This window comes from Arthrobacter sp. NPDC055585 (assembly GCF_053619115.1).
Genome location: NZ_JBSHIT010000008.1, coordinates 180440 through 198676, shown reverse-complemented (window position 1 = coordinate 198676; position 18237 = coordinate 180440). Strand labels below are relative to the sequence as shown.

Genomic DNA, 18237 nt, shown 5'->3' with positions numbered 1-18237 from the left:
GCCGGTTCTCCGGCCGCCCAAACCTATTGTTTCCCGGTTACCGGAAGTTACCGGAAGTTAGCTCCTGCTGCCGCGGCGCCGCTTGGCGGCAGCTACGCCCGCCCCGCCCGCGGCGATCAGCCCGGCCCCGAGGGCCAGGAAGCCCCCGGCGAACTCGGCGCCGGTGGACGGCAGACGCTTCTTGCCCGGCCGATCCGGCGTCGGGCGCGGTGCCGGCTGCGTTGAGGTGTAGGTGTTGACGACCCGCAGCTCGGAGGCACCGGCCGCGGTAATCCCCACCGGTTCGGGGAGGACTGTGCTGACTTCCAGCCCGCTGGTTACCCCGGTAGCCGTCTCCGTCACGGCACATTCAGAACCCTGGGCAAGCCCGCCGTAGGTGTTCATGACGTCGCCGGTGGCACCGGCCTGTATCGTCACGGTCTCATCCAGCACCGTCTCCTCCCCCAGCGTGCAGACCACATTCAGCACCACTTCGCCCTGGTGCCCTGCGGCCGCTCCGGCGAGCTGCTTGGTGACAACCAGCGTGCCCGGATTGAACGTGTAGGTGTTCGTCACCGTCGCCTCGCTGACCGTCGCAGCCGCAATGGTCACCGGATCAGGCAGGACCGTGGTGACACCCACCGTCTCAGTTGCTCCTGTGCCGGGTTCCGTAACGGTGCATTCGGTTCCCACGGCCAGGCCTTCGAACACCTGGGTTTCAGTGCCGGTGGTTCCTGCGGGAATGGTGACGGTTTCGTCCAGCACCGTCTCTCCGTCCAGCGTGCAGGTGATGCCCAGGACAATGTCATCCTGCGCGCCCGCTGCCTCTCCCTCGATCACCTTGGCAACAGAGAGCGAACCCGGGTTGAAGGTGTAGGTGTTAGTGACCGTGGCTTCAACCCCGGCGCCGGCCGCGATAGTGACCGGATCCGGCAGCACGGTGGCTACCCCAATGGTTTCGGTTGAGCCGTCCTGAGTCTCGGTCACGGTGCATTCGGTGCCCAGCGTCAGGTCCTCGTACTGCGTCGATTCGGTGCCAGTCGAGTTTGCCGGGATGGTGAACGTCTCATCGAGCACCGTCTCCCCATCCAGGGTGCAGACGGTTCGCAGCACGACGTCGCCCTGGTTCCCGGCGGCTTCGCCGTCGATGACCTTGGCGACTGAGATGGATCCGGGAGCGAAGGTGTAGGTGTTGGTGACCGTGCCGCCGGCTTCCCCACCAGCCGGAACGGTGAACGGGTCCGGGAGGTCGGTCGTCACCAGAACGGCCGGCGTGCTGCCGTCTTCCAGTTCCGTCACCTCACACGATGCGCCGGCCGGAATGCCGATGTACACCGCCACCGTGTCCTCGGTCGCCTGCGGCGGCGCCTGGAACGTTTCCTGCAGAACGGTGGTTCCGTCCAGGGTGCAGGTGACCTCCACCTCCACTGCCTCCTGGCTGCCGGCAGCGGGACCCGCGAACGCCTTGATGACCCGGATGACACCGGGCTTCTCGGTGTAGGTATTGGTTACCGCGGCAGTCGCCTCTTCTCCGGCAGGGATGGTCACGGCGTCGGGCAGGTCGACCACTACTTCGACCTGCTCTGTCTCCCCGGTTGCGGATTCAGTCACCTGGCACTCGCTGCCCGCCGGAATATCCGTGAACGTCTGCGGTTCCGGTGCCGTGGTTCCCGCCGGGATCGTCACGGACGTGCTGAGGGTCGTCTCGTCGTCGAGCCGGCAGAGGATGTCCAGGACCACATCGCCCTGCTCTCCCGCCGCCGCGCCCGCGATCGTCTTGGTGACAGTCAGCGATCCGGGGTTGACCGTGTAGGTGTTTGTCACCGTGACCTCGACGCCGTCACCCGCAGGAATGGTGACAGTCCCGGTTGTTGGATCGGAGACCGTCACTACGCCGATCTGGGTACTGGATCCGTTCGCTGTCTCTGTGACGGTGCAGACGGTTCCTGCCGCCAGCCCGGCGTATTCCACCGGGTCGGTCTCGGTGGCACCGGCCGGAATGGTGATCGTCTCGTTCAGCGTGGAGCCCCCGGTGCAGACGACGTTGAGCGTTACTGCACCCTGCTGCCCGGCTGCCTCACCGTCAATGATCTTGCGGACGGCCAGGACACCGGGATTGAAGGTGTAGGTGTTCGTAACGGTAGCCTCAGCGGTTCCGGCGGCGGGTACGGTGACCGTTCCCAGCCCGGTCGTTTCGACAGCGATGGCGGTCGTCTCTCCGGTAGTCGGTTCCGTGACCTCACAGCTGGAACCGGCGGGCAGCCCGCTATACTCGGCCGGTTCAACCTCAGTGGCATTGGCAGGGATTGTGATGGTCTCGTTCAGGACGGTAGTGCCGCCGGACGTGCAGACCACGGAGATCACGATCGGGTCCTGGGCACCGGCTGCCTCACCCGCAATGGCCTTGCGGACCACCAGGGTGCCCGGAACGAACGAATAGGTGTCAGTCACGTTGGCCGTCGCCGTGGTGTTGGCTGTAATGGTGACGGGATCCGGAACCACCGTTTGCACCGTGACGGTATCCGTGGCGCCGTCGGCTGTTTCGGTAATGGTGCAGACCGCCCCGGCCGGAATCTCGTTGAAGGTTTCGCTGACGGGGTCCGTAGTGCCGGCAGGCACATCGAGAGTGAACTGGTATCCCGGCCCGCAGTCGACGGCGATCGAGACGGCTCCCTGGCTGCCGGCAGCCTCACCTGCGATCGTCTTGGTAACGGTCAGGGAACCGACCTCAAAGAATGTCGCCGTTGCGGTGGCGTTGGACGTGAGCGTGCGGGTAGCCGCAAGGATCAGCTTCTGGGCCGCCGTGGTTCCCGGCGTGGCGCCGTCGTACAGATAGACCCGGCCGGTGGGTACCGTCACGGCTGCCTGCGCCAGGACCGTGGCCGGCCCGGTGTCCCCGGCGTTACTTCGCACCCACACCTGTGTCCCGGAAGGTACGGGGTTGGTAAGCGGAACCGTTCCGGCGGCGTCGGCGTACAGCGTGAAGCCGTCGTCAACGCTCACGTTGATCTCAGCTCCCGCCTCTGCCTCCACTGTGTAGGGACCGGCCACTCCGTTAACGGATGCTTCCGCTGTGGGCGGAGTGATGGAAATGTCCGGTGCCGGGGGCTCGGTCAGCGGTCCCGCAGCGATGGTGGCGTTCACGATCGCTGCGACGGTCGAGTACAGGGGGTCATCCCGGCTGACCACATAGCCGTCGGTGAAGAACCAGATGGCAGCCTGCACCGCTGCCGCCCGCTGGTTGTCGTTGAGTCCAGCCGGAAGGTTCGTCGACGGATAGTAGGTGTTCAGGATGCGTGCCACGTACCCGATGTTGGGCACGTTCGCCTCGCTCCACTCCCCGTTCACATACCCCAGACCCTGGCTGGTGGGGGTACGGATATCGATGCAGTACATCTGGGCAGTGTTGCCCTCGGCGTCCTGGGTGTTCAGAAGCCCGGCAAACCACACGTTCTCCGTTACGTATCCCTGCGGTCTGCTGGTGGGATACGTGTTCACAGGCCAGGTAGCACCCGCCGGGGGAAGCGCCCCGTTGACTGCCTGCCCCGGGCCGGTGGATGTAAAGACGATTTCTGTCTGGTCGCTGACGACCACCGGCTCGTTGCGCACTTGTTCTTCCGGCAATGCGTGGACCGGTCCGGCGAACGGGAGCAGAAGCAGTAGCGCCAGGACAAAGACGGCAAGGCCTCTGATCCTCCGGCGCAGCCTTCGATTCGTGGTTTCACGGTGGGCAGAAGACTGCTGAGTGTTCATGGTTCCCCTCGGGTGCGAGTCGTCAGGCGGAGCCGGTCCCGGTCCGAAACGGGGTTGCTGGATCCGGCTCTGGCCGCCGAGACTAACCTCCGGTCCGGGCGGTCACCAGAGGGGCAGTCGATCTCCGCCCGTTAGGCCCGGATAATTCTCCGTTCACGCGCCACCGCGATGGCCGCGGTGCGGTTGTCCACGCCGAGCTTCTCGTAAATGTGGACCAGATGGGTCTTCACGGTGGCCTCGCTGATGAACAGCCGGCGGGACATGGCCCGGTTGGACATCCCGGTGGCCAGGAGCTCAACCAGCTCGATTTCACGCGCGCTCAGGGAAGGCTCCGTATTGCGCACGCGGCCCATCAGCCTGGCGGCGACTTCCGGAGCGAGCGCGGTCTGTCCCGCCGCAGCCGACCGGACGGCGTCCCGGATCGCCTCCGGCGGGGCATCCTTGAGCATGTAGCCGCTGGCGCCGGCCTCGACGGCCGCCAGGATGTCCGCGTCGGTGTCGTAGGTGGTCAGCACCAGCACAGGCAGGTCCGGGTACTGTTCCTTGATGCGCCGGGTGGCTGTCACGCCATCCATGCCCGGAGCCATCTGAAGGTCCATGAGCACCAGGTCAATCCTCTCGCCAACCACTGCCTCGCGTTCAAGGATCTTCAGCGCTTCATCCCCGTCCGCTGCCTCTTCCCCTACGGAAACCTCCTCGAAGCCGGAGAGCATCGCCCGCAGCCCGGCCCGCACCACCGGGTGGTCATCCACCAAAAGCACACGCAGTTCAGCCACGGCGTTGCCCTCCCGCGTCGGGAGCCTGTCCCGGAACGGATGCGGGCAGATCCGCCGCTGCCGGGGCCTGCCGCGCGTCAGGCAGGGGAAGGCGGATGCCCACGGCGGTTCCTTCTCCCGGCACTGACTCAAGGTCCATCCTGCCTCCCAGCGCTTCAACGCGGTCTGCAATGGAAATAAGTCCGTAGCCGCTGCCGTCGTGGCGCGGCCCCGAACGGGCACGCTCGACGGCCGGGTCAAATCCTCGCCCATCGTCGAAAATGTCCAGCGTCACGTCCCGGCCTACGAAGGCCAGCGTCACCACGGCCCGGGAAGCGGAGGCGTGCTGCAGGACATTGGCCAGAGTGGCCTGTACCGCCCGCAGTACGGCAACTTCATAGGGCGCCGGCAACGGGACCGGGACGCCCTCCAGCCGCAAACTGCAGGCCAGCTCCCGGCCCTGGGCGGCAGCCCGTTCCTGGACGGACCGGCAGGCACGCTCCAACCGGTCAACGAGTGACCCGCCGCCGTTCTCGGATCCACGCAGGTTCCGAACAAACTGCCGGGCCTCGCCCAGGTTCTCCGCCGCGGTTTCCTCAACCGTCCCCAGCCGCTCCCGCACGGTTTCGAGGTTCCCGGCATCGAGGGAAGCGCGGGCTGACCTGCTCATTAATACGATGCTTGCCAGTCCCTGGGCCAGGGTGTCGTGGATTTCGCGGGCCAGCCGCCCGCGCTCTTCCAGCACCCCCTGTTCCCGCTGGCTGCGTGCCAGTTCTGCGCGGGTGCGGTGCAGTTCGTCCAGGGCTTCTCGCTGGTTGGTCACCTCGGCGTACAGCGCCTGGTACGCGAGCGCCATGATGACGGCGAATCCGGCCCCAATCAGCGGGCCTAACAGCATCGCGGCGTGGAACTCCCCGGCGTGCGCCCACTGCGCCGCTACAACGGCGGCGGTAGTTGCCGTGACGCCGAGGAGCGCCGGCCGCAGGGGCAGCAGATGCAGCTGGAGGAAGAACAGCGGAAAGGCCAGCCAGGAAAAGTCCGGGCTCAGCACCAGCAGCACAGCCCAGAGACCTGTGACTGCACCCAGCCAGGCCAGGCCGTGCCGCTCCGGGTCAAAGCGCAGGGTCCAGCGTCCCCGGCCGCCGTCGGACGCCCGTTTTTCGGCCACCGTACCGATCACATAGACCGCCGCCAGCACAGCGGACAGCAGCAGCGCCAAGAAGGACACCCAGGACAGCGGGCCCATAAGCAGCATCCGGCCAACGGCGACGGCCAGCAGGAGCGCAAAACCGACGTGCAGGGCCAGGCGCAGCACACGCAGGACCCGCTCGCCGGCCCGTGGCCGGTCCAACTCAGCGGACATACCGCCAGCCTAGCCACGGCCGCACCGTGCCGCATCAACCGAATGGTTGACCGTCCGCTGCACCTTTTGATGCGCACGGACCGTACGGTCCACCGATGCCGGGCAGCCTCCCCGCCGGAAGAGTTGAAGCAGGGGAAATCCCGAGAAAACCGGTCTACACGATCAAAGGAAAATCCACATGTATCTGGCCCTGCGAGAAATGCGCTTCGCGAAAGGCCGTTTCGCCCTGATGGGAACGGTCGTTGTGCTCATCAGCTTCCTGCTCGTGATGCTCTCCGGCCTCACGGCCGGCCTGTCCGACCAGTCCACCTCCAGCATCAAGTCCCTCCCGGCCGACGAGGTGGTCTTCGGCGCGCCTGCGGGCACCGAGCCCAAGGCGTCTTTTACCGAGTCTTCGGTCACGCCCCAACAGCAGCAGGCGTGGCAGGACGCACCCGGAGTCAGCAGCGCCGAGCCGCTGGGCATCACCCAGGGACGCATCCAGGCCGGAGGCACGGCCTCCGCCGCGATCTTCGGCGTGAATCCCGGCAGCAGCATTGCCCCTGAGGGCGTGGCACCGGGGAGGGCGGTCCTCAGCCAGCAGTTCGCTGATGACCTTGGACTGCAGCCTGGTTCGGACGCGTCCGTCAACGGCCAGCCGTTCACCGTTTCAGCCGTGGTGGATGACCAGTGGTACAGCCACACCCCGGTTGCCTGGATCTCCCTTTCTGACTGGAAGTCCGTGGCGCACACCGAACCGGGCGTTGCCGGTACGGTCCTGGCCGTTGATTACGACGGCGGCAAGCGGGACGGTGCCGCGATGGACGCGGCGAACAGCGCGGCCGGAACCACCAGCTTGGAGCGTTCAGACAGCCTGACGGCCTTGCCTGCCTATTCCTCCGAGAACGGCTCCCTGCTGATGATGCAGGCTTTCCTGTACGGAATTTCAGCCCTGGTGATCGTGGCGTTCCTGACCGTCTGGACGCTGCAGCGCACCCGGGACATCGCCGTGCTGCGGGCACTGGGCGCAACACGTTCCTATGTGCTGCGGGACGCGCTGGTCCAGGCCGGCGTCATCCTCGCCGCCGGGGCCGCCGCTGGAGGCCTGCTCGGTGCCGCAGCCGGCGCCGTGGCCGCCACGGCTGCACCCTTCGCCGCCACCCCTGCCACCACGGTGCTGCCGGTAGCCGGCGTCTTCTTCCTTGGCCTCGCCGGGGCAGCGCTCGCCGTCCGCCGCGTCACCCGGGTTGATCCCCTCCTGGCCCTGGGCGGGAACTGATCCCGCCGAAACTTCACCAGCTACAGACAGGAACACCCCATGAACAACACCGGCACAGCCCTGATCCTCAAGAACGTCACGCTCGAATACCCTGACGGGCAGAACAACACCATCCGGGCGCTGGACAACGTCAGTCTGTCCGCCGTCCGCGGCACCGTCACCGGCCTGGCGGGACCCTCCGGTTCCGGCAAATCCAGTCTGCTGGCAGTCGCGGCAACCCTGATCCCGCCAACTTCCGGAACGGTGGAGGTCAACGGGTCCGACGTCGGCGGGCTGGATGACACCGGCCGGGCCCGGCTGCGGCGGGAGGAAATCGGGATCGTGTTCCAGCAGCCGAACCTGCTGCCCTCCCTCACCGCCGTGGAGCAGCTCGTTGCCGTGGCACACCTGCGCGGCGAATCCACCGGTCCGGCTGCGGAGCGCGCCGCGGAACTGCTGGGCGTCGTCGGGCTGGGCGGACAGGCGAACCTGCGCCCGCACCAGCTCTCCGGCGGCCAGCGGCAGCGCGTGAACATTGCCCGGGCGCTGATGGGGAACCCGTCGCTGCTCCTGGTGGATGAGCCGACTGCGGCGCTGGACCATGAGCGCTCCGCCTCCATCATGAAGCTGCTCCGGGGGGTCACGGAGGAATTCAACGTGGCCACCGTCCTGGTAACGCACGACGTCGAATTCCTTCCGCTGGCGGACGTGGTGGTGCGGATGCGGGACGGCGTGCTGACCCACCCGTCCGCGGTGGACACGCCCTGAGCCACCGGCTGCGGGGCTATCCAACAGACCGGGAGACGTGCCGCAGCCAGCGGCCAACCGTCTCAAGTTCCTCCTCGGTGAACCCGTCGGTGATGAGGCTGTTGAGGTCGCTGATCGCTTCCCGGACATCCGTCAGGGCGTCCTCCCCCGCTGCGGCCAGGTTCACCCGGATAGTCCGCCGGTCCTCCGGATCCGGTTCCCGGCGGATCAGCCCGGCCTGTTCCATTCGTGCGAGCAGGCCGGAGGTGCCCGCAGCTGAGCCGTGAATCGCTGCTGCCACTTCGCCGGTGGTGGTCCCGGGCGCGGCCGCAACGTGGAAGAGGACGCCTGCTGCCGGAGCGCTGATACCGCGGCTGCGTCCGCGGCGGCTGATCCACCGTGCCAGCCGGCGTTCGGCTTCCAGGGTGAGGAAGACCAGCCGGGGTGACTTACCGGACTTCATGGCCCGGTGATCCCTGCGCGGTCTGACAGCCAAGCGGCTGCGTCGGGCCACAGGACGGCTCCCGGGCCACGGCGAAAGTAGCCCATATGGCCTATCGCCGCCACGCCGATGCCGGCCGGGGAGTAGGTGCGGGTTTCCACCTTCGCATTCACCAGCTGCCGGGCGATCACGCCGATCTGGGACGGAGTTGCCCACGGGTCGTCGTCGAGTCCGATGCACAGCACCGCCGTGCGCACCCGGGCGGTCCGCTCCCTTGCATGCATGGTCGGGTCATCGAAGAAGTAACCCGGCGTCCGCGACCACCGGCTCCATTCGAGCATGGCCGCGGCGGGCATGTCTTCGCCAAGACCAAGCCGCTTTCCGGGAACGTAGCCCAGCACCCGGGCCAGGCCGGGACCGGCCACCCGGAGAATCAGTTCCACCCGCGCCCGCTCGGTACGGTCCGGGATGGACGCGGTGACGCCGGCATGGGACGCGACGGTCATAAAGCCGCGGAGGTCCTGGCCGCCGTTGTTCAGCGCGAGCGCGTGTCCGCCCAGACTGTGCCCGACGGCGAGGTGCGGCAGGTCCGGATACCTCGCGCGCAGCCAGGCCGCGGCCGCCGGAACGTCCATCTCCATCCAATCCCGCATCCGTAGCCGCCGGTTCTCCCGGGCACTGCCGGATGCACCGGTGCCGCGGTAGTCGTAGGAGAGCACGGCGAACCCCCGGGTTGCCAGATACTCCGCGAAGCCGCTGTACAGCCGTTGCGGAACCGCAGTGGCCGGATGGATTGCGACGGCGGCAAGCGGCTCATCCTCCAGGGGAAGACGCAGCGTACCGAAGATGGTTCCCGCGGTCCGCACACCGATGCTGACCTGCCGCGCCTCAGTTCGGGGCGCCTCAATATTTCGCATGCGAATTACCCTAGGTCCCGGCAGAGGCTGGCACCAGAGGCTATGGACTGTCTTCGGGGTAATCCGCACCTGCATCCCGCGGATAGTCGTCTTCGCCGTCGGGCGCGGAGCCATCCCGTTCCTGGTCCAGCCGGTCCGCTTCGGAGCCGCCGGGCAGCAGCGGATCCCCGTGCGCTCGAACGGGGTCGGCAGCGCCGTCGTCCTCCTCCGCATCCGTAACGGCGGGAAGCTGCTGCTCCAGCGTGTCCTCTTCGTTTCCGGAAGGGATTGCGGGTTCTTCAAAGGGTGTGGCCATTGCAGGTTCTCCTTTGCAGCACATGCGCCCTCTGCCCTGAAATCGGGAACAGGACGGCGCGGGAACAACGGGGGTTAATACCCTATGCCATAAGACTGCTGACTGCCCCTGCGCCCGCCAACGCGAGTAAATAGCCTGGCTAGTATTCCGTTGGGCTAGACTTGTCCGCATGCCTGAACACGCCAACCCCACCGGAGCCGGTTACTGGTACGGCCAGTCACCAGAAACCGCAGGCGGCGTGGACGTACTCAATGCCCTCCGCGCATACCGCGCCGCCGAGGCTGCGATGCGCCGCCGCACGCGGGACTCAATGCGGATGAACGAGACCGATCTGCTGGCAATCCGTTATGTCATGCAGGCCCGGCAGGCGGGTCACTCCATTGGCCCCAAGGACTTATCCCGCGTCCTGAACATCTCCACCGCCTCCACCACAGCCCTGATCGACCGGCTGCAGAAGGGCGGTTACCTAACGAGGCGCCCGCACCCCACGGACCGGCGGGCCCTGGAGATTATCCCTACGGAGAATGCGGACACCGAGGTTCGTGAAACCCTGGGCAAAATGCACCGCAGAATGCTGGAAACTGCCGAATCACTGTCCCCCGAGGAGGCCGCAACGATCACGCGGTTCCTGCAGGAAATGACCCGGGTTTTGGAAAGCGACGGGTAGGATTAGTCTCCAAACTTTACTTATCAGGAGCCTTACATTATAAATAGTCAAGCTAGCTAGTTGCTAGCCTACCTATCGAAGGGTGCAGTTCATGACGGTCATAGATTCACAGGTCCCCGCTAATTCCGCCCCGGACGACGGCTCCCTCTCCTCGCTCGCCATGGCCGCATCCAACCTTGAAGCGCAGCAGTGGGCGGTTGACCGCGCCGAGCAGGTGCTCACTGAACTGGTGCAGAGCGCCGTCAATGAAGGCCTGGAAACCGGAAGCATTGCCGCAGTAGCCGGGCTCACCCCGGAAGAAATCGAAAAAATCTCTGCCGAAGGCACCGACGCCTAAGCAGCTCAAGCCCCGCCACGCTTCTCCCCGCAGCCTGTACGTGTCATATAAGTACTCGTAGCCCATGTCCCCCCACAGCGCGCTAACGTGTTCCATGACACATTCCGCAGCTGCAAGGGAGAAGCGTGGCGGTTTTTAGCCGGACCCGCAGGACCCCGCCCGTCCGGGCCGGCCTGGCCCTCACAGGCATCCTCCTGATCGGAGTGAACCTTCGGGTCGCCTTCGTGTCAGTGGGTCCGCTGCTGGCAGACATTGGCCGCGAGTTCGACTTCACCAGCGCCCAGTCGGGCCTCCTCACCGGTCTGCCGCTCATTGCTTTTGCACTCTTCTCCCCGCTTGCACCCGCAGTCGCACTGCGGACGGGACTGGACCGTGCACTATGGCTGTCCCTCTCCCTGCTGGCAGCCGGGACAGTGCTCCGCTCGATGCCGGTTCCAACCGCCCTCTGGACCGGCACGGTCCTTATAGGCATTGCGATCGCCTTCCTCAATGTGCTGCTTCCATCACTGATCAAACGGGACTTTCCCGGCAAGGTCAGCCAGCTCACCGGCCTCTACATCGCCGCCCACAGCCTGGTTACCGCACTGGGCGCCGCCGTCGTCGTCCCGATCTCCCTAGTACAGGGAACCGGCTGGCGCCTGGCTCTGGGAATCTGGGCTGGACTGGCGCTGATTGCGATGGCGGTGCTGCTGCCCGGCCTCAGGCGTACCGCACCCGGCAGCGCCGCAGACGGAACTGCCTTACCAAAAACACCACCCGCCCGCATCCGTTCACCGTGGACCACCCTGCTCGGCTGGCAGGTAACGCTGTTTATGGGTCTGCAGTCCGTCGCCTTCTTCGTCGTCACGACCTGGCTGCCGAGCATTGAGCGGGACCAGGGAATCTCCGAAACGACCTCAGGCCTGCACGTCTCGATCTTTCTGCTGGTAGGCACAGCCTCATCCCTGCTCACCGGGGCCATCTTGGGAAAGTTCGCGGACCAGAGGCTGCTCGGCGTCACGGGCAGCCTTCTGGCCATGGCCGGCTTCCTGGGCCTGCTGGCTGCCCCGCAGCTTTCCGTGCTGTGGGTGGTGGTCAGCGCTTCGGGCTGCGGATCCATGATCGTCACGGCTCTGTCCCTCTTCAGTCTCAGGACCACCCACCATGTCCAGGCGGCCGCCCTCTCCGGCATGGCCCAGTCTGTGGGCTATGCGCTGGGCGCTGCGGGTCCGGTGCTCTTCGGACTCCTCTATGACCTCAGCGGCGGCTGGACGGCTCCCCTGGCGGTAAGCGCCGGCATTATGGGGCTGACATGCGCCACGGCTTTCCTCGCCGGGCGCGACAAGGTGCTGCCGGAGCGGCCCCGGCAACCCCAGGCCGGGGACGCCGAAACTCAGCTGCGTTCGTAGCGCCAGTCGCTGCCGCGCATCACCAGACGGTGCCGGCTGCCCGGCTGCCCGGCGCCTTCCGCGGGATACTGGTCATCGCCGTGCCAGGCGATGACGGCGTCCGGTTCGTAGCCGTCCAGCAGGCGGCTGCTGTAGGTTTCCGGCTGCGCGGAAGCAGCGTATGCCAGGGCGGCTGCGGTGTTCTGGAACTGCTGAAGCACGGTGAGGGTAACGAAGGTGGGCGCAACCAGGAGCATGTTCCCGTCCCGGTGCAGCCCAAGGGCTTCTGCCGGGGTGAGCCAGGCATGGTCGATCAGCTCACCCGGGTTCAGGCGGATTTCACCTGCCGGGGCCGGGGCCAGGAAGAACCAGGTGCGCAGCCGCTTGGGCGCCTGCAGCGGCGGAACCCAGCAGGAGAGGTCCACCAGAGCATCCGGCGCCAGCACCAGGCTGGTCTCCTCAGCAGTCTCCCGCACCCCGGCGATCCTCGCCGCGGCCAGCTCCCCTTCCGGGTTCCGAGGCTCAGCCTGCAGGTCCGGCGGTACGGACCCCGCGGCGTCGTAGTCCTCCGGATCAACCCGCCCGCCCGGGAAAACCCAGGCACCGGCAAATGTGCCCGTATGCCGCGGGCGCTCCAGCAGCAGGACCTCGACCCCGTGCGCGCCGTCGCGCAGCAGGACCACCGTGGCGGCTGTGCCAACCAGTGTCATCATTCCCCTGTCATTTCCCTGTCCAAGGAGTTGTTTCCTCCTTGGATCGTAGCGAACGCACACCCAAGGCTGCGCACCGTTGCCCGGAGTCCCTGAGTGCACTTACATGGATACCCAGGAGGCGGAGCCATGAACCGATCTGAAGGCACGACGAAGTACGACGTCAAAAAGGCAGAGCGGGAACTGTACGCCCCCGGGCGGAACTTCGCCCTGGTCCAGGTGCCCCCGCAGCATTTCCTTGCCGTGGACGGGCACGGGAACCCCAACACCTCATCGGATTACGCCGCCGCGGTCCAGGCGCTGTACGCCGTGGCCTATTCCCTAAAGTCCGCCGTGAAACGCAGCACGGGGCAGGACTCGGTGGTGGCACCGTTGGAAGGTCTGTGGCGGGCAGAGGATCCGGAAGTCTTTGTGCAGGGGAACAAGGACTCCTGGGACTGGACCATGCTGATCAGCCAGCCGGAATGGATCAGCCGGGAGCAGGCTCTGGCGGCGGCTGCGGAGGTCCGCACCAAAAAGGCTCTCGACGCCGCGGCGCGAATGCGCTGGCTGGAGCTGGAAGAAGGTCTCTCCGTGCAGCTGATGCACATTGGCTCCTACGACGAGGAGGCCCCGGTCCTGGCCCGGCTGCACCATGAATTCATGCCCGCGAACCATCTGGCCTTCAACGGCGACCACCACGAGATCTACCTCAGCGACCCGCGGCGCACTGCACCCGAAAAGCTCAAGACCATCCTGCGCCAGCCGGTTCGCAGAACTTAAAAACAATTTACCTATTGCAATGTTGTGCGTGACACACCATAGTGTGAGTCATGGACCAAGAACTGCTGGGTGGACATCTCCAGGAACTGCGCCGCGGAACCGTGGTGCTGGCCTGCCTCTCCATTCTCAAAAAACCCGGCTACGGCTACGGGCTGCTTGAAGCACTGGAACAAGCCGGGTTCGCCGTCGAAGCCAACACCCTCTACCCGCTGCTGCGCCGCCTTGAAAAGCAGGGCCTGCTGACCAGCTCCTGGGATACCGAAGAGGCGCGCCCGCGGAAGTTCTACACCACCAGCGAGCAGGGCACCGAGCTGCTGAACGCCCTGCTGAAGGATTGGGAAGCGCTCCATGCCTCCATCCGCCAGCTCAACGAAGGACAACCATCATGAGTACTCTCACTGACCGTTACATCTTCGCCGCCCTCAGGCCCATTCCCGTGGCCCAGCGGGGAGACATCGAGCGGGAACTGCGTGCCTCCATCGGCGATGACGTTGAGGCCCGCATGGAGACCGGCCAGTCTCCGGCGGACGCTGAAAACGCCGTGCTTACCGAGCTGGGCGATCCGGCCCGGCTGGCCGCGCGGTACACCGGCCGTGAGCTTTACCTGATTGGCCCGGACCTGTTCCTGGACTGGTGGCGCCTGCTGAAGACGCTCGCCGTGATCGTCACTCCCATCTCCTTCGTGGGACTGCTGGTGGTGCAGCTGGCCGTGAATCCAGGCAACCCGGGCGGAGCGTTCGGCAGTGCCATCGGCACCTCCGTCAGTGTGTTGGTGCACATCTGCTTCTGGGTCACCCTGGTCTTTGCGCTGATCCAGTACAACGGCACCCGCCGCAAGGATCTGGGACTGCAGCCGTGGTCCCCGGCCATGCTTCCGCAGGTTCCGCGGGCGTCCCAGGTTTCCCTGGGCGACACCATCGCGTCGGTGGTTCTGGCGGCGTTCTTTATTGCGGTGCTGCTGTGGCTGCGTGTGGGGTCCATCCTCTATCTCAACGGTGAACCCGTGGTGGTGCTCCAGGAGGGTCTGTGGAGTTTCTGGCTCCCCTACGTGATCGCGCTGCTGGTGATTGAGGCGGGTTTCGCCGTCGTGCTATATCTGGCCGGCCGGTGGACGTACGCCTTCGCTGTGGTGAACACCGTCCTGGCGCTGGCCTTTATGGTTCCGGTGCTGTGGCTGCTGTCCACGGACCAGGTCTTCGACTGGAGTTTCCTGGCCAACGTCGACTGGGGCGCGGACGCTTCAACCTGGATCGCGGGCATCACCGCCGCAGCGGTCCTGCTCCTCGGCCTGTGGGACATCGTAGACGGCTTCCTCAAGGCCCGGAAGTCCGGCAAGCCGGTGCCGGTTGCGGCCTCAGTGGCCTAGCCACAGGAGAAACAACGACGGCGCCGCCCGGGCTGAAAACCCGGGCGGCCCCGTCGTCCGCGTGAAGATTAGGAGCGGCTGCGCTGCAGCCACGGCTGGAGCAGGCCGGTGACCCACGGCAGCACCCAGTAGGCCATGATCGGGGTGAGGATCGCCGTCGTAATCAGTACACGCAGAGGCATAAGCAGGGCATCCCATTCCGGGACGGCCAGGCCCACCAGCCAGGTGAACGCCAGATTCACGGGGAAGAAACCCAGCCAGATGGCCACGGCCTGCTTCCAGCGCGGCGGCTTTGCGGGTGCCTGAAGGTCAGTGGTGGACGACGGCGCGTCGAACCAGCCCTCAATGCCGGTACGGCGGGTGACGGTGCGGTCTTCAACCATGTCCCGGCCGCGTTCCAGCCATTCCCGCCGCGGTTCTGAATGCTCCCAGGCATCCAGTGAGGACGAATCGGCGAAGCGGTACAGCATGTGCCATTCATCGGAGGTGGCGGAGGCGCGGACCCATCCGGAACCAAGGAACCCCGGCCAGGTGTTGGCGAGGTTGACGCCCTCCTGGACCCAGTGGGTGGCCTCGGACACGCGGCGGGGATCTACCCGCCGGGTGATGGAGACCGTCACCGCCTCCGGCCCGCGGGCCGGAAGGGTGTCAGTGTGCGTTGATGTCATGGCTCCAAGTATCCGGGCGGGAGTCCGTGTGCGGCGAATCCTGGGAGGGTGCTCCCTGCCACATCCGGCGTCCGCTCGAGCCGGTTCCCGCCCCCTCCCGCGATCGCCGCCGGCCGGGTCCTAACTGATCAGCGAGAGAGCCTGTTCGGCGAGCAGCACCAGGGACAGGCAGACCATGATGATGCCGCTGGCCAGGGTCACCACGCGCGCAGCGGCGGGCCGGGACCGCAGCAGCCGCCGGGCACCCAGAGCCACCAGGGTGTAGATCAGCACCGAAACCACAAAGTGCGAGAGTCCCAGAACCAGGGTCTGCAGCGGAACGGCCAGGGCGGCGTCCGTCTCGACGAACTGCGGGATGAGCGCCAAATAGAGCAGCAGAGCCTTGGGGTTGGTGCCGCTGGTGCCTAGGCCCTTGAAGAACTCCCGCCGGGCCTCGGACCGGGCAGGTGCATGAGGCACAAGAACCGCCAGCCCGGCTCCAGCGCCCAGGATCTCCGGTCCTGTCCCGCCGGAACGGGTGCTGTCAGTACCGGTGTCGGTGCGCGTACCGACGTCGTCACCCGCCGCCGTGAACCCTGCCGAACGCCAGGTGCGCAGCGTTGAGATCCCCAGCCAGAAGAGGTACGCAGCACCCAGAAGGGTCAGCCCGGCCAGGAGCTGCGGAGTTGCCGCAATCAGGGCAGCCAGACCCGCAACGATCAGTGCCGTGTGGAGAAGGTAGCCGGCGGACAGCCCCGCAACGGCGGGCGCGATCCTTCGGGCGCGCAGGCCGGATGAGATGCAGTACGCCCAGTCAGCACCCGGGGTCATGGCGAGGGTGATCGATACGGCCGCGAAACCCGCGAGCTGCGAAAAATCCATTACTCAAGCCTAGGGAGAACTGCGCGCGAAGTGCTGACCCGGTTATGCCCTGCGAAGGCTGGTCACGGTACGATTTTTGCGTGATTGACGCCATTGACCGTGAAATTTTGCGCCTGCTTCAAAAAGACGGACGGATGAGCGCGACGGCGCTGGCCGCCGAGGTTGGGCTGACCGTGGCACCGTGCCACCGCCGCATCAAGGAACTGGAGCGCGGGGGCGTTCTCACCGGATACCGCGCAGTGGTGGATCCCTCCGCCGTCGGGCTGGGATTCCAGACCCTGGTATTTGTGACCCTGCGTGACCGGGCGCAGATGCTGGCGTTCGAAAAGGAGCTGGGACGGCACGAGCAGATCGTCAAGGCGGACCGGCTCTTCGGGGACCCGGATTTGCTGCTCAAGGTGATCGCGGCGGACCTTCCCGCCTACCAGCAGTTCTACGACGACGTGCTGGTGGGCCTGCCCGGCGTCGAGAAGCTGACGAGCACCATCGTGATGAAAACCGTCAAGGAAGAAGCCGGGCTCCCGCTGTGAGGTGATCGGCCGGTATCCGTCACGTAAATTGGAACCCATGCCAGTGCAGCAGGAGCACCTCACCGTCTCGGTCGGCGAGGGGACAGTCAGCGCCGTTTTCGCGCAGCCCGATGATTCGTGGGCGTCCATGGTGGTGGCGCACGGCGCCGGATCGGGAATGGAGCATCCCTTCCTGACCGGTTTCACCGACGCGATGAACGACGGCGGTGTGGCCACCTGGCGGTTCAACTTCCCCTACCGTGAAGCCGGGAAGAAGTTCCCGGACCGGGCCCCGGCAGCCATCGCAGCCTGGCGGGCGGTGATGTTCGCTGCCGAGGACAACGCCGACGGCGTGCCCGTCTGGGCCTGCGGCAAGTCCTTTGGCGGGCGGATGGCGTCCATGGCCGTGGCCGAGGGGATGCAGGCCGCCGGGCTCGTATACCTGGGGTATCCGCTGCATCCGCCGGGCAAACCGGAGAAGCTGCGCGATGAACACCTCTACGGGCTCACCCTGCCGATGCTGTTTCTGCAGGGCACCCGGGATCCCTTCGCGCTGCCAGGCGAGCTGGAACCGGTGGCCGAGAAGATCGGCCCCAACGCCGTCGTCGAACGCGTTGAGGGCGGGAACCACATGTTCGAGGTGGCCGGAAACAAACGGCCGCAGGACACCATCGGGGCGGCCCTGGCCGCGCCCGTCCTGGACTTCATGAGGCAGCATCATCCCTAGTCAGAAGGTAGTCTGCTGGGGTGAAAAAGACGCCTCAGGCTAAGTCCCCATCCCCGGGTTCATTCCAGGTGCCCGAAGGCTGGACCCGGTCACCGAACCGGAACACCACCCGGTACGCTCTGGAGGTCGCCTACGGGCGGCACGCCTGGCGCGGAATGTACCTGAACGACGGCGCCGGCAACGGTTATTTCGCGCCGGGCTGGAGTGGGGTGCGACTGGCCCGGAATATGCGCGTGGTCCAGCGCGTGACCGGGGCCCTAACCATTTTGTCGCTCCTTTTCTTCGGCGGCTGGACCGTGAAAACGGTACTCGAGAACACGGAGTACTACCGGCTCTCCGCTGAGGGGGTCCAGGTTCAGGCCCTGGTGCAATCGGTTTCGACCGAGACGTCGACACGTCACCGCAAAAACAGCGACAGGACCTACACCACCGAGACAGCAGCGATTGTCAGCTATGCGGTGGGCGGAAGTTCATTCTCGGGAACGGTGGAACACCGGTCCCACTCAAAAGACGGATATCCCGAACCTGAATGGCAGCCGGGGGAACTTGTGGAGCTGTATGCCGATCCCGCTGCTCCCGAAAAAATCGTGGTTCTCAGCCCGTACCTTGAAGGACGGACCAGCCCCGTCAACGGCTCAACATGGTTCCTGATGATCATGGGCCTGGCGGTATCCGCTGTTCCTGCCGTCATTTACTTCGTTGCCCGCAGCAGCCGGCGCAAGGCTGAAGCACTCTAGTTCCCTCCGGGGTAACGGGATGCGGCTTTTGACGGAAG

Annotated in this window: 20 protein-coding genes; 11 read left to right on the top strand and 9 right to left on the bottom strand. The window is 66.0% G+C overall.

Annotation, left to right across the window (positions count from 1 at the left end; all coding sequences use genetic code 11):
- Positions 1 to 57: 57 nt before the first annotated feature.
- The 3 genes from ACWGQ2_RS14690 to ACWGQ2_RS14680 all read right to left on the bottom strand — a co-directional run bounded on the left by ACWGQ2_RS14690 (position 58) and on the right by ACWGQ2_RS14680 (position 5850).
- On the bottom strand, positions 58 to 3732 hold the full coding sequence (locus tag ACWGQ2_RS14690) for a DUF5979 domain-containing protein (protein ID WP_452018533.1): 3675 nt from the start codon (positions 3730 to 3732) through the stop codon (positions 58 to 60).
- Between the two features lie 131 nt (positions 3733 to 3863).
- Complete coding sequence (locus ACWGQ2_RS14685; protein ID WP_452018531.1) at positions 3864 to 4508, bottom strand: response regulator; 645 nt, start codon at positions 4506 to 4508, stop codon at positions 3864 to 3866.
- On the bottom strand, positions 4501 to 5850 hold the full coding sequence (locus tag ACWGQ2_RS14680; RefSeq protein ID WP_452018529.1) for a sensor histidine kinase: 1350 nt from the start codon (positions 5848 to 5850) through the stop codon (positions 4501 to 4503). Before ACWGQ2_RS14680 ends, ACWGQ2_RS14685 begins: the two co-directional genes overlap by 8 nt.
- A gap of 178 nt (positions 5851 to 6028) precedes the next feature.
- Between ACWGQ2_RS14680 and ACWGQ2_RS14675 the strand changes: the two genes are divergently transcribed.
- Both ACWGQ2_RS14675 and ACWGQ2_RS14670 read left to right on the top strand, forming a co-directional pair.
- Positions 6029 to 7108, top strand: a complete 1080-nt coding sequence (locus tag ACWGQ2_RS14675) for an ABC transporter permease (protein WP_452018527.1) — start codon at positions 6029 to 6031, stop codon at positions 7106 to 7108.
- A gap of 39 nt (positions 7109 to 7147) precedes the next feature.
- The gene (locus tag ACWGQ2_RS14670; RefSeq protein ID WP_452018525.1) at positions 7148 to 7855 is read left to right on the top strand and encodes an ABC transporter ATP-binding protein; all 708 of its coding nucleotides are present in this window, start codon (positions 7148 to 7150) and stop codon (positions 7853 to 7855) included.
- 16 nt (positions 7856 to 7871) lie between these two features.
- Here ACWGQ2_RS14670 and ACWGQ2_RS14665 read toward each other — a convergent pair whose 3' ends face one another.
- Genes ACWGQ2_RS14665 through ACWGQ2_RS14655 form a run of 3 tightly spaced genes read right to left on the bottom strand, consistent with a single transcriptional unit; the run spans position 7872 to position 9488 of the window.
- Positions 7872 to 8297 (bottom strand): MarR family winged helix-turn-helix transcriptional regulator, encoded by a 426-nt coding sequence (locus tag ACWGQ2_RS14665; protein ID WP_452018523.1) that lies wholly within the window; start codon positions 8295 to 8297, stop codon positions 7872 to 7874.
- On the bottom strand, positions 8294 to 9193 hold the full coding sequence (locus tag ACWGQ2_RS14660) for an alpha/beta hydrolase family protein (protein ID WP_452018521.1): 900 nt from the start codon (positions 9191 to 9193) through the stop codon (positions 8294 to 8296). The genes ACWGQ2_RS14665 and ACWGQ2_RS14660 overlap by 4 nt, the downstream gene beginning before the upstream one ends.
- 40 nt (positions 9194 to 9233) lie before the next feature.
- Positions 9234 to 9488 carry a hypothetical protein gene (locus ACWGQ2_RS14655; protein WP_452018519.1) on the bottom strand — a complete coding sequence of 85 codons (255 nt, stop codon included), beginning with the start codon at positions 9486 to 9488 and terminating at the stop codon, positions 9234 to 9236.
- Positions 9489 to 9657: 169 nt separating this feature from the next.
- On the opposite strand from ACWGQ2_RS14655, the gene ACWGQ2_RS14650 reads away from it, so the two are divergent.
- The 3 genes from ACWGQ2_RS14650 to ACWGQ2_RS14640 all read left to right on the top strand — a co-directional run bounded on the left by ACWGQ2_RS14650 (position 9658) and on the right by ACWGQ2_RS14640 (position 11880).
- Positions 9658 to 10155: a MarR family winged helix-turn-helix transcriptional regulator gene (locus tag ACWGQ2_RS14650; protein ID WP_452018517.1), complete on the top strand. Its 498-nt coding sequence runs from the start codon at positions 9658 to 9660 to the stop codon at positions 10153 to 10155.
- Between the two features lie 91 nt (positions 10156 to 10246).
- Positions 10247 to 10492, top strand: coding sequence for a hypothetical protein (locus ACWGQ2_RS14645; protein WP_452018515.1), 246 nt, complete (start codon positions 10247 to 10249; stop codon positions 10490 to 10492).
- 125 nt (positions 10493 to 10617) lie between these two features.
- Positions 10618 to 11880: an MFS transporter gene (locus tag ACWGQ2_RS14640; RefSeq protein WP_452018513.1), complete on the top strand. Its 1263-nt coding sequence runs from the start codon at positions 10618 to 10620 to the stop codon at positions 11878 to 11880.
- Here ACWGQ2_RS14640 and ACWGQ2_RS14635 read toward each other — a convergent pair.
- Positions 11865 to 12572: an NUDIX hydrolase gene (locus tag ACWGQ2_RS14635; RefSeq protein ID WP_452018511.1), complete on the bottom strand. Its 708-nt coding sequence runs from the start codon at positions 12570 to 12572 to the stop codon at positions 11865 to 11867. The two genes, ACWGQ2_RS14640 and ACWGQ2_RS14635, sit on opposite strands and share 16 nt — an antisense overlap.
- A 126-nt stretch (positions 12573 to 12698) precedes the next feature.
- Here ACWGQ2_RS14635 and ACWGQ2_RS14630 point away from each other — a divergent pair, with 126 nt between their 5' ends.
- The 3 genes from ACWGQ2_RS14630 to ACWGQ2_RS14620 are packed head-to-tail and all read left to right on the top strand — an operon-like array spanning position 12699 to position 14697.
- A complete protein-coding gene (locus ACWGQ2_RS14630; protein ID WP_452018509.1) occupies positions 12699 to 13331 on the top strand; it encodes a GyrI-like domain-containing protein in 633 nt (210 codons plus the stop codon).
- 50 nt (positions 13332 to 13381) lie between these two features.
- Entirely contained in the window at positions 13382 to 13720 is a 339-nt protein-coding gene (locus ACWGQ2_RS14625; RefSeq protein ID WP_452018507.1) for a PadR family transcriptional regulator, read from the top strand.
- The gene (locus tag ACWGQ2_RS14620; RefSeq protein WP_452018505.1) at positions 13717 to 14697 is read left to right on the top strand and encodes a permease prefix domain 1-containing protein; all 981 of its coding nucleotides are present in this window, start codon (positions 13717 to 13719) and stop codon (positions 14695 to 14697) included. Before ACWGQ2_RS14625 ends, ACWGQ2_RS14620 begins: the two co-directional genes overlap by 4 nt.
- A 68-nt stretch (positions 14698 to 14765) precedes the next feature.
- Here the strand turns inward: ACWGQ2_RS14620 and ACWGQ2_RS14615 are convergent, their stop codons facing one another.
- On the bottom strand, positions 14766 to 15365 hold the full coding sequence (locus ACWGQ2_RS14615; RefSeq protein WP_452018503.1) for an antibiotic biosynthesis monooxygenase: 600 nt from the start codon (positions 15363 to 15365) through the stop codon (positions 14766 to 14768).
- 120 nt (positions 15366 to 15485) lie between these two features.
- Entirely contained in the window at positions 15486 to 16226 is a 741-nt protein-coding gene (locus ACWGQ2_RS14610; protein WP_452018501.1) for a LysE family translocator, read from the bottom strand.
- A gap of 80 nt (positions 16227 to 16306) precedes the next feature.
- On the opposite strand from ACWGQ2_RS14610, the gene ACWGQ2_RS14605 reads away from it, so the two are divergent.
- The 3 genes from ACWGQ2_RS14605 to ACWGQ2_RS14595 are packed head-to-tail and all read left to right on the top strand — an operon-like array spanning position 16307 to position 18199.
- Positions 16307 to 16756 carry an Lrp/AsnC family transcriptional regulator gene (locus tag ACWGQ2_RS14605; protein ID WP_452018499.1) on the top strand — a complete coding sequence of 150 codons (450 nt, stop codon included), beginning with the start codon at positions 16307 to 16309 and terminating at the stop codon, positions 16754 to 16756.
- A 37-nt stretch (positions 16757 to 16793) separates the two neighbouring features.
- Positions 16794 to 17462, top strand: coding sequence for an alpha/beta hydrolase family protein (locus tag ACWGQ2_RS14600; RefSeq protein WP_452018497.1), 669 nt, complete (start codon positions 16794 to 16796; stop codon positions 17460 to 17462).
- Positions 17463 to 17482: 20 nt separating this feature from the next.
- Positions 17483 to 18199, top strand: a complete 717-nt coding sequence (locus tag ACWGQ2_RS14595; protein WP_452018495.1) for a DUF3592 domain-containing protein — start codon at positions 17483 to 17485, stop codon at positions 18197 to 18199.
- The last annotated feature ends 38 nt before the right edge of the window (positions 18200 to 18237 follow it).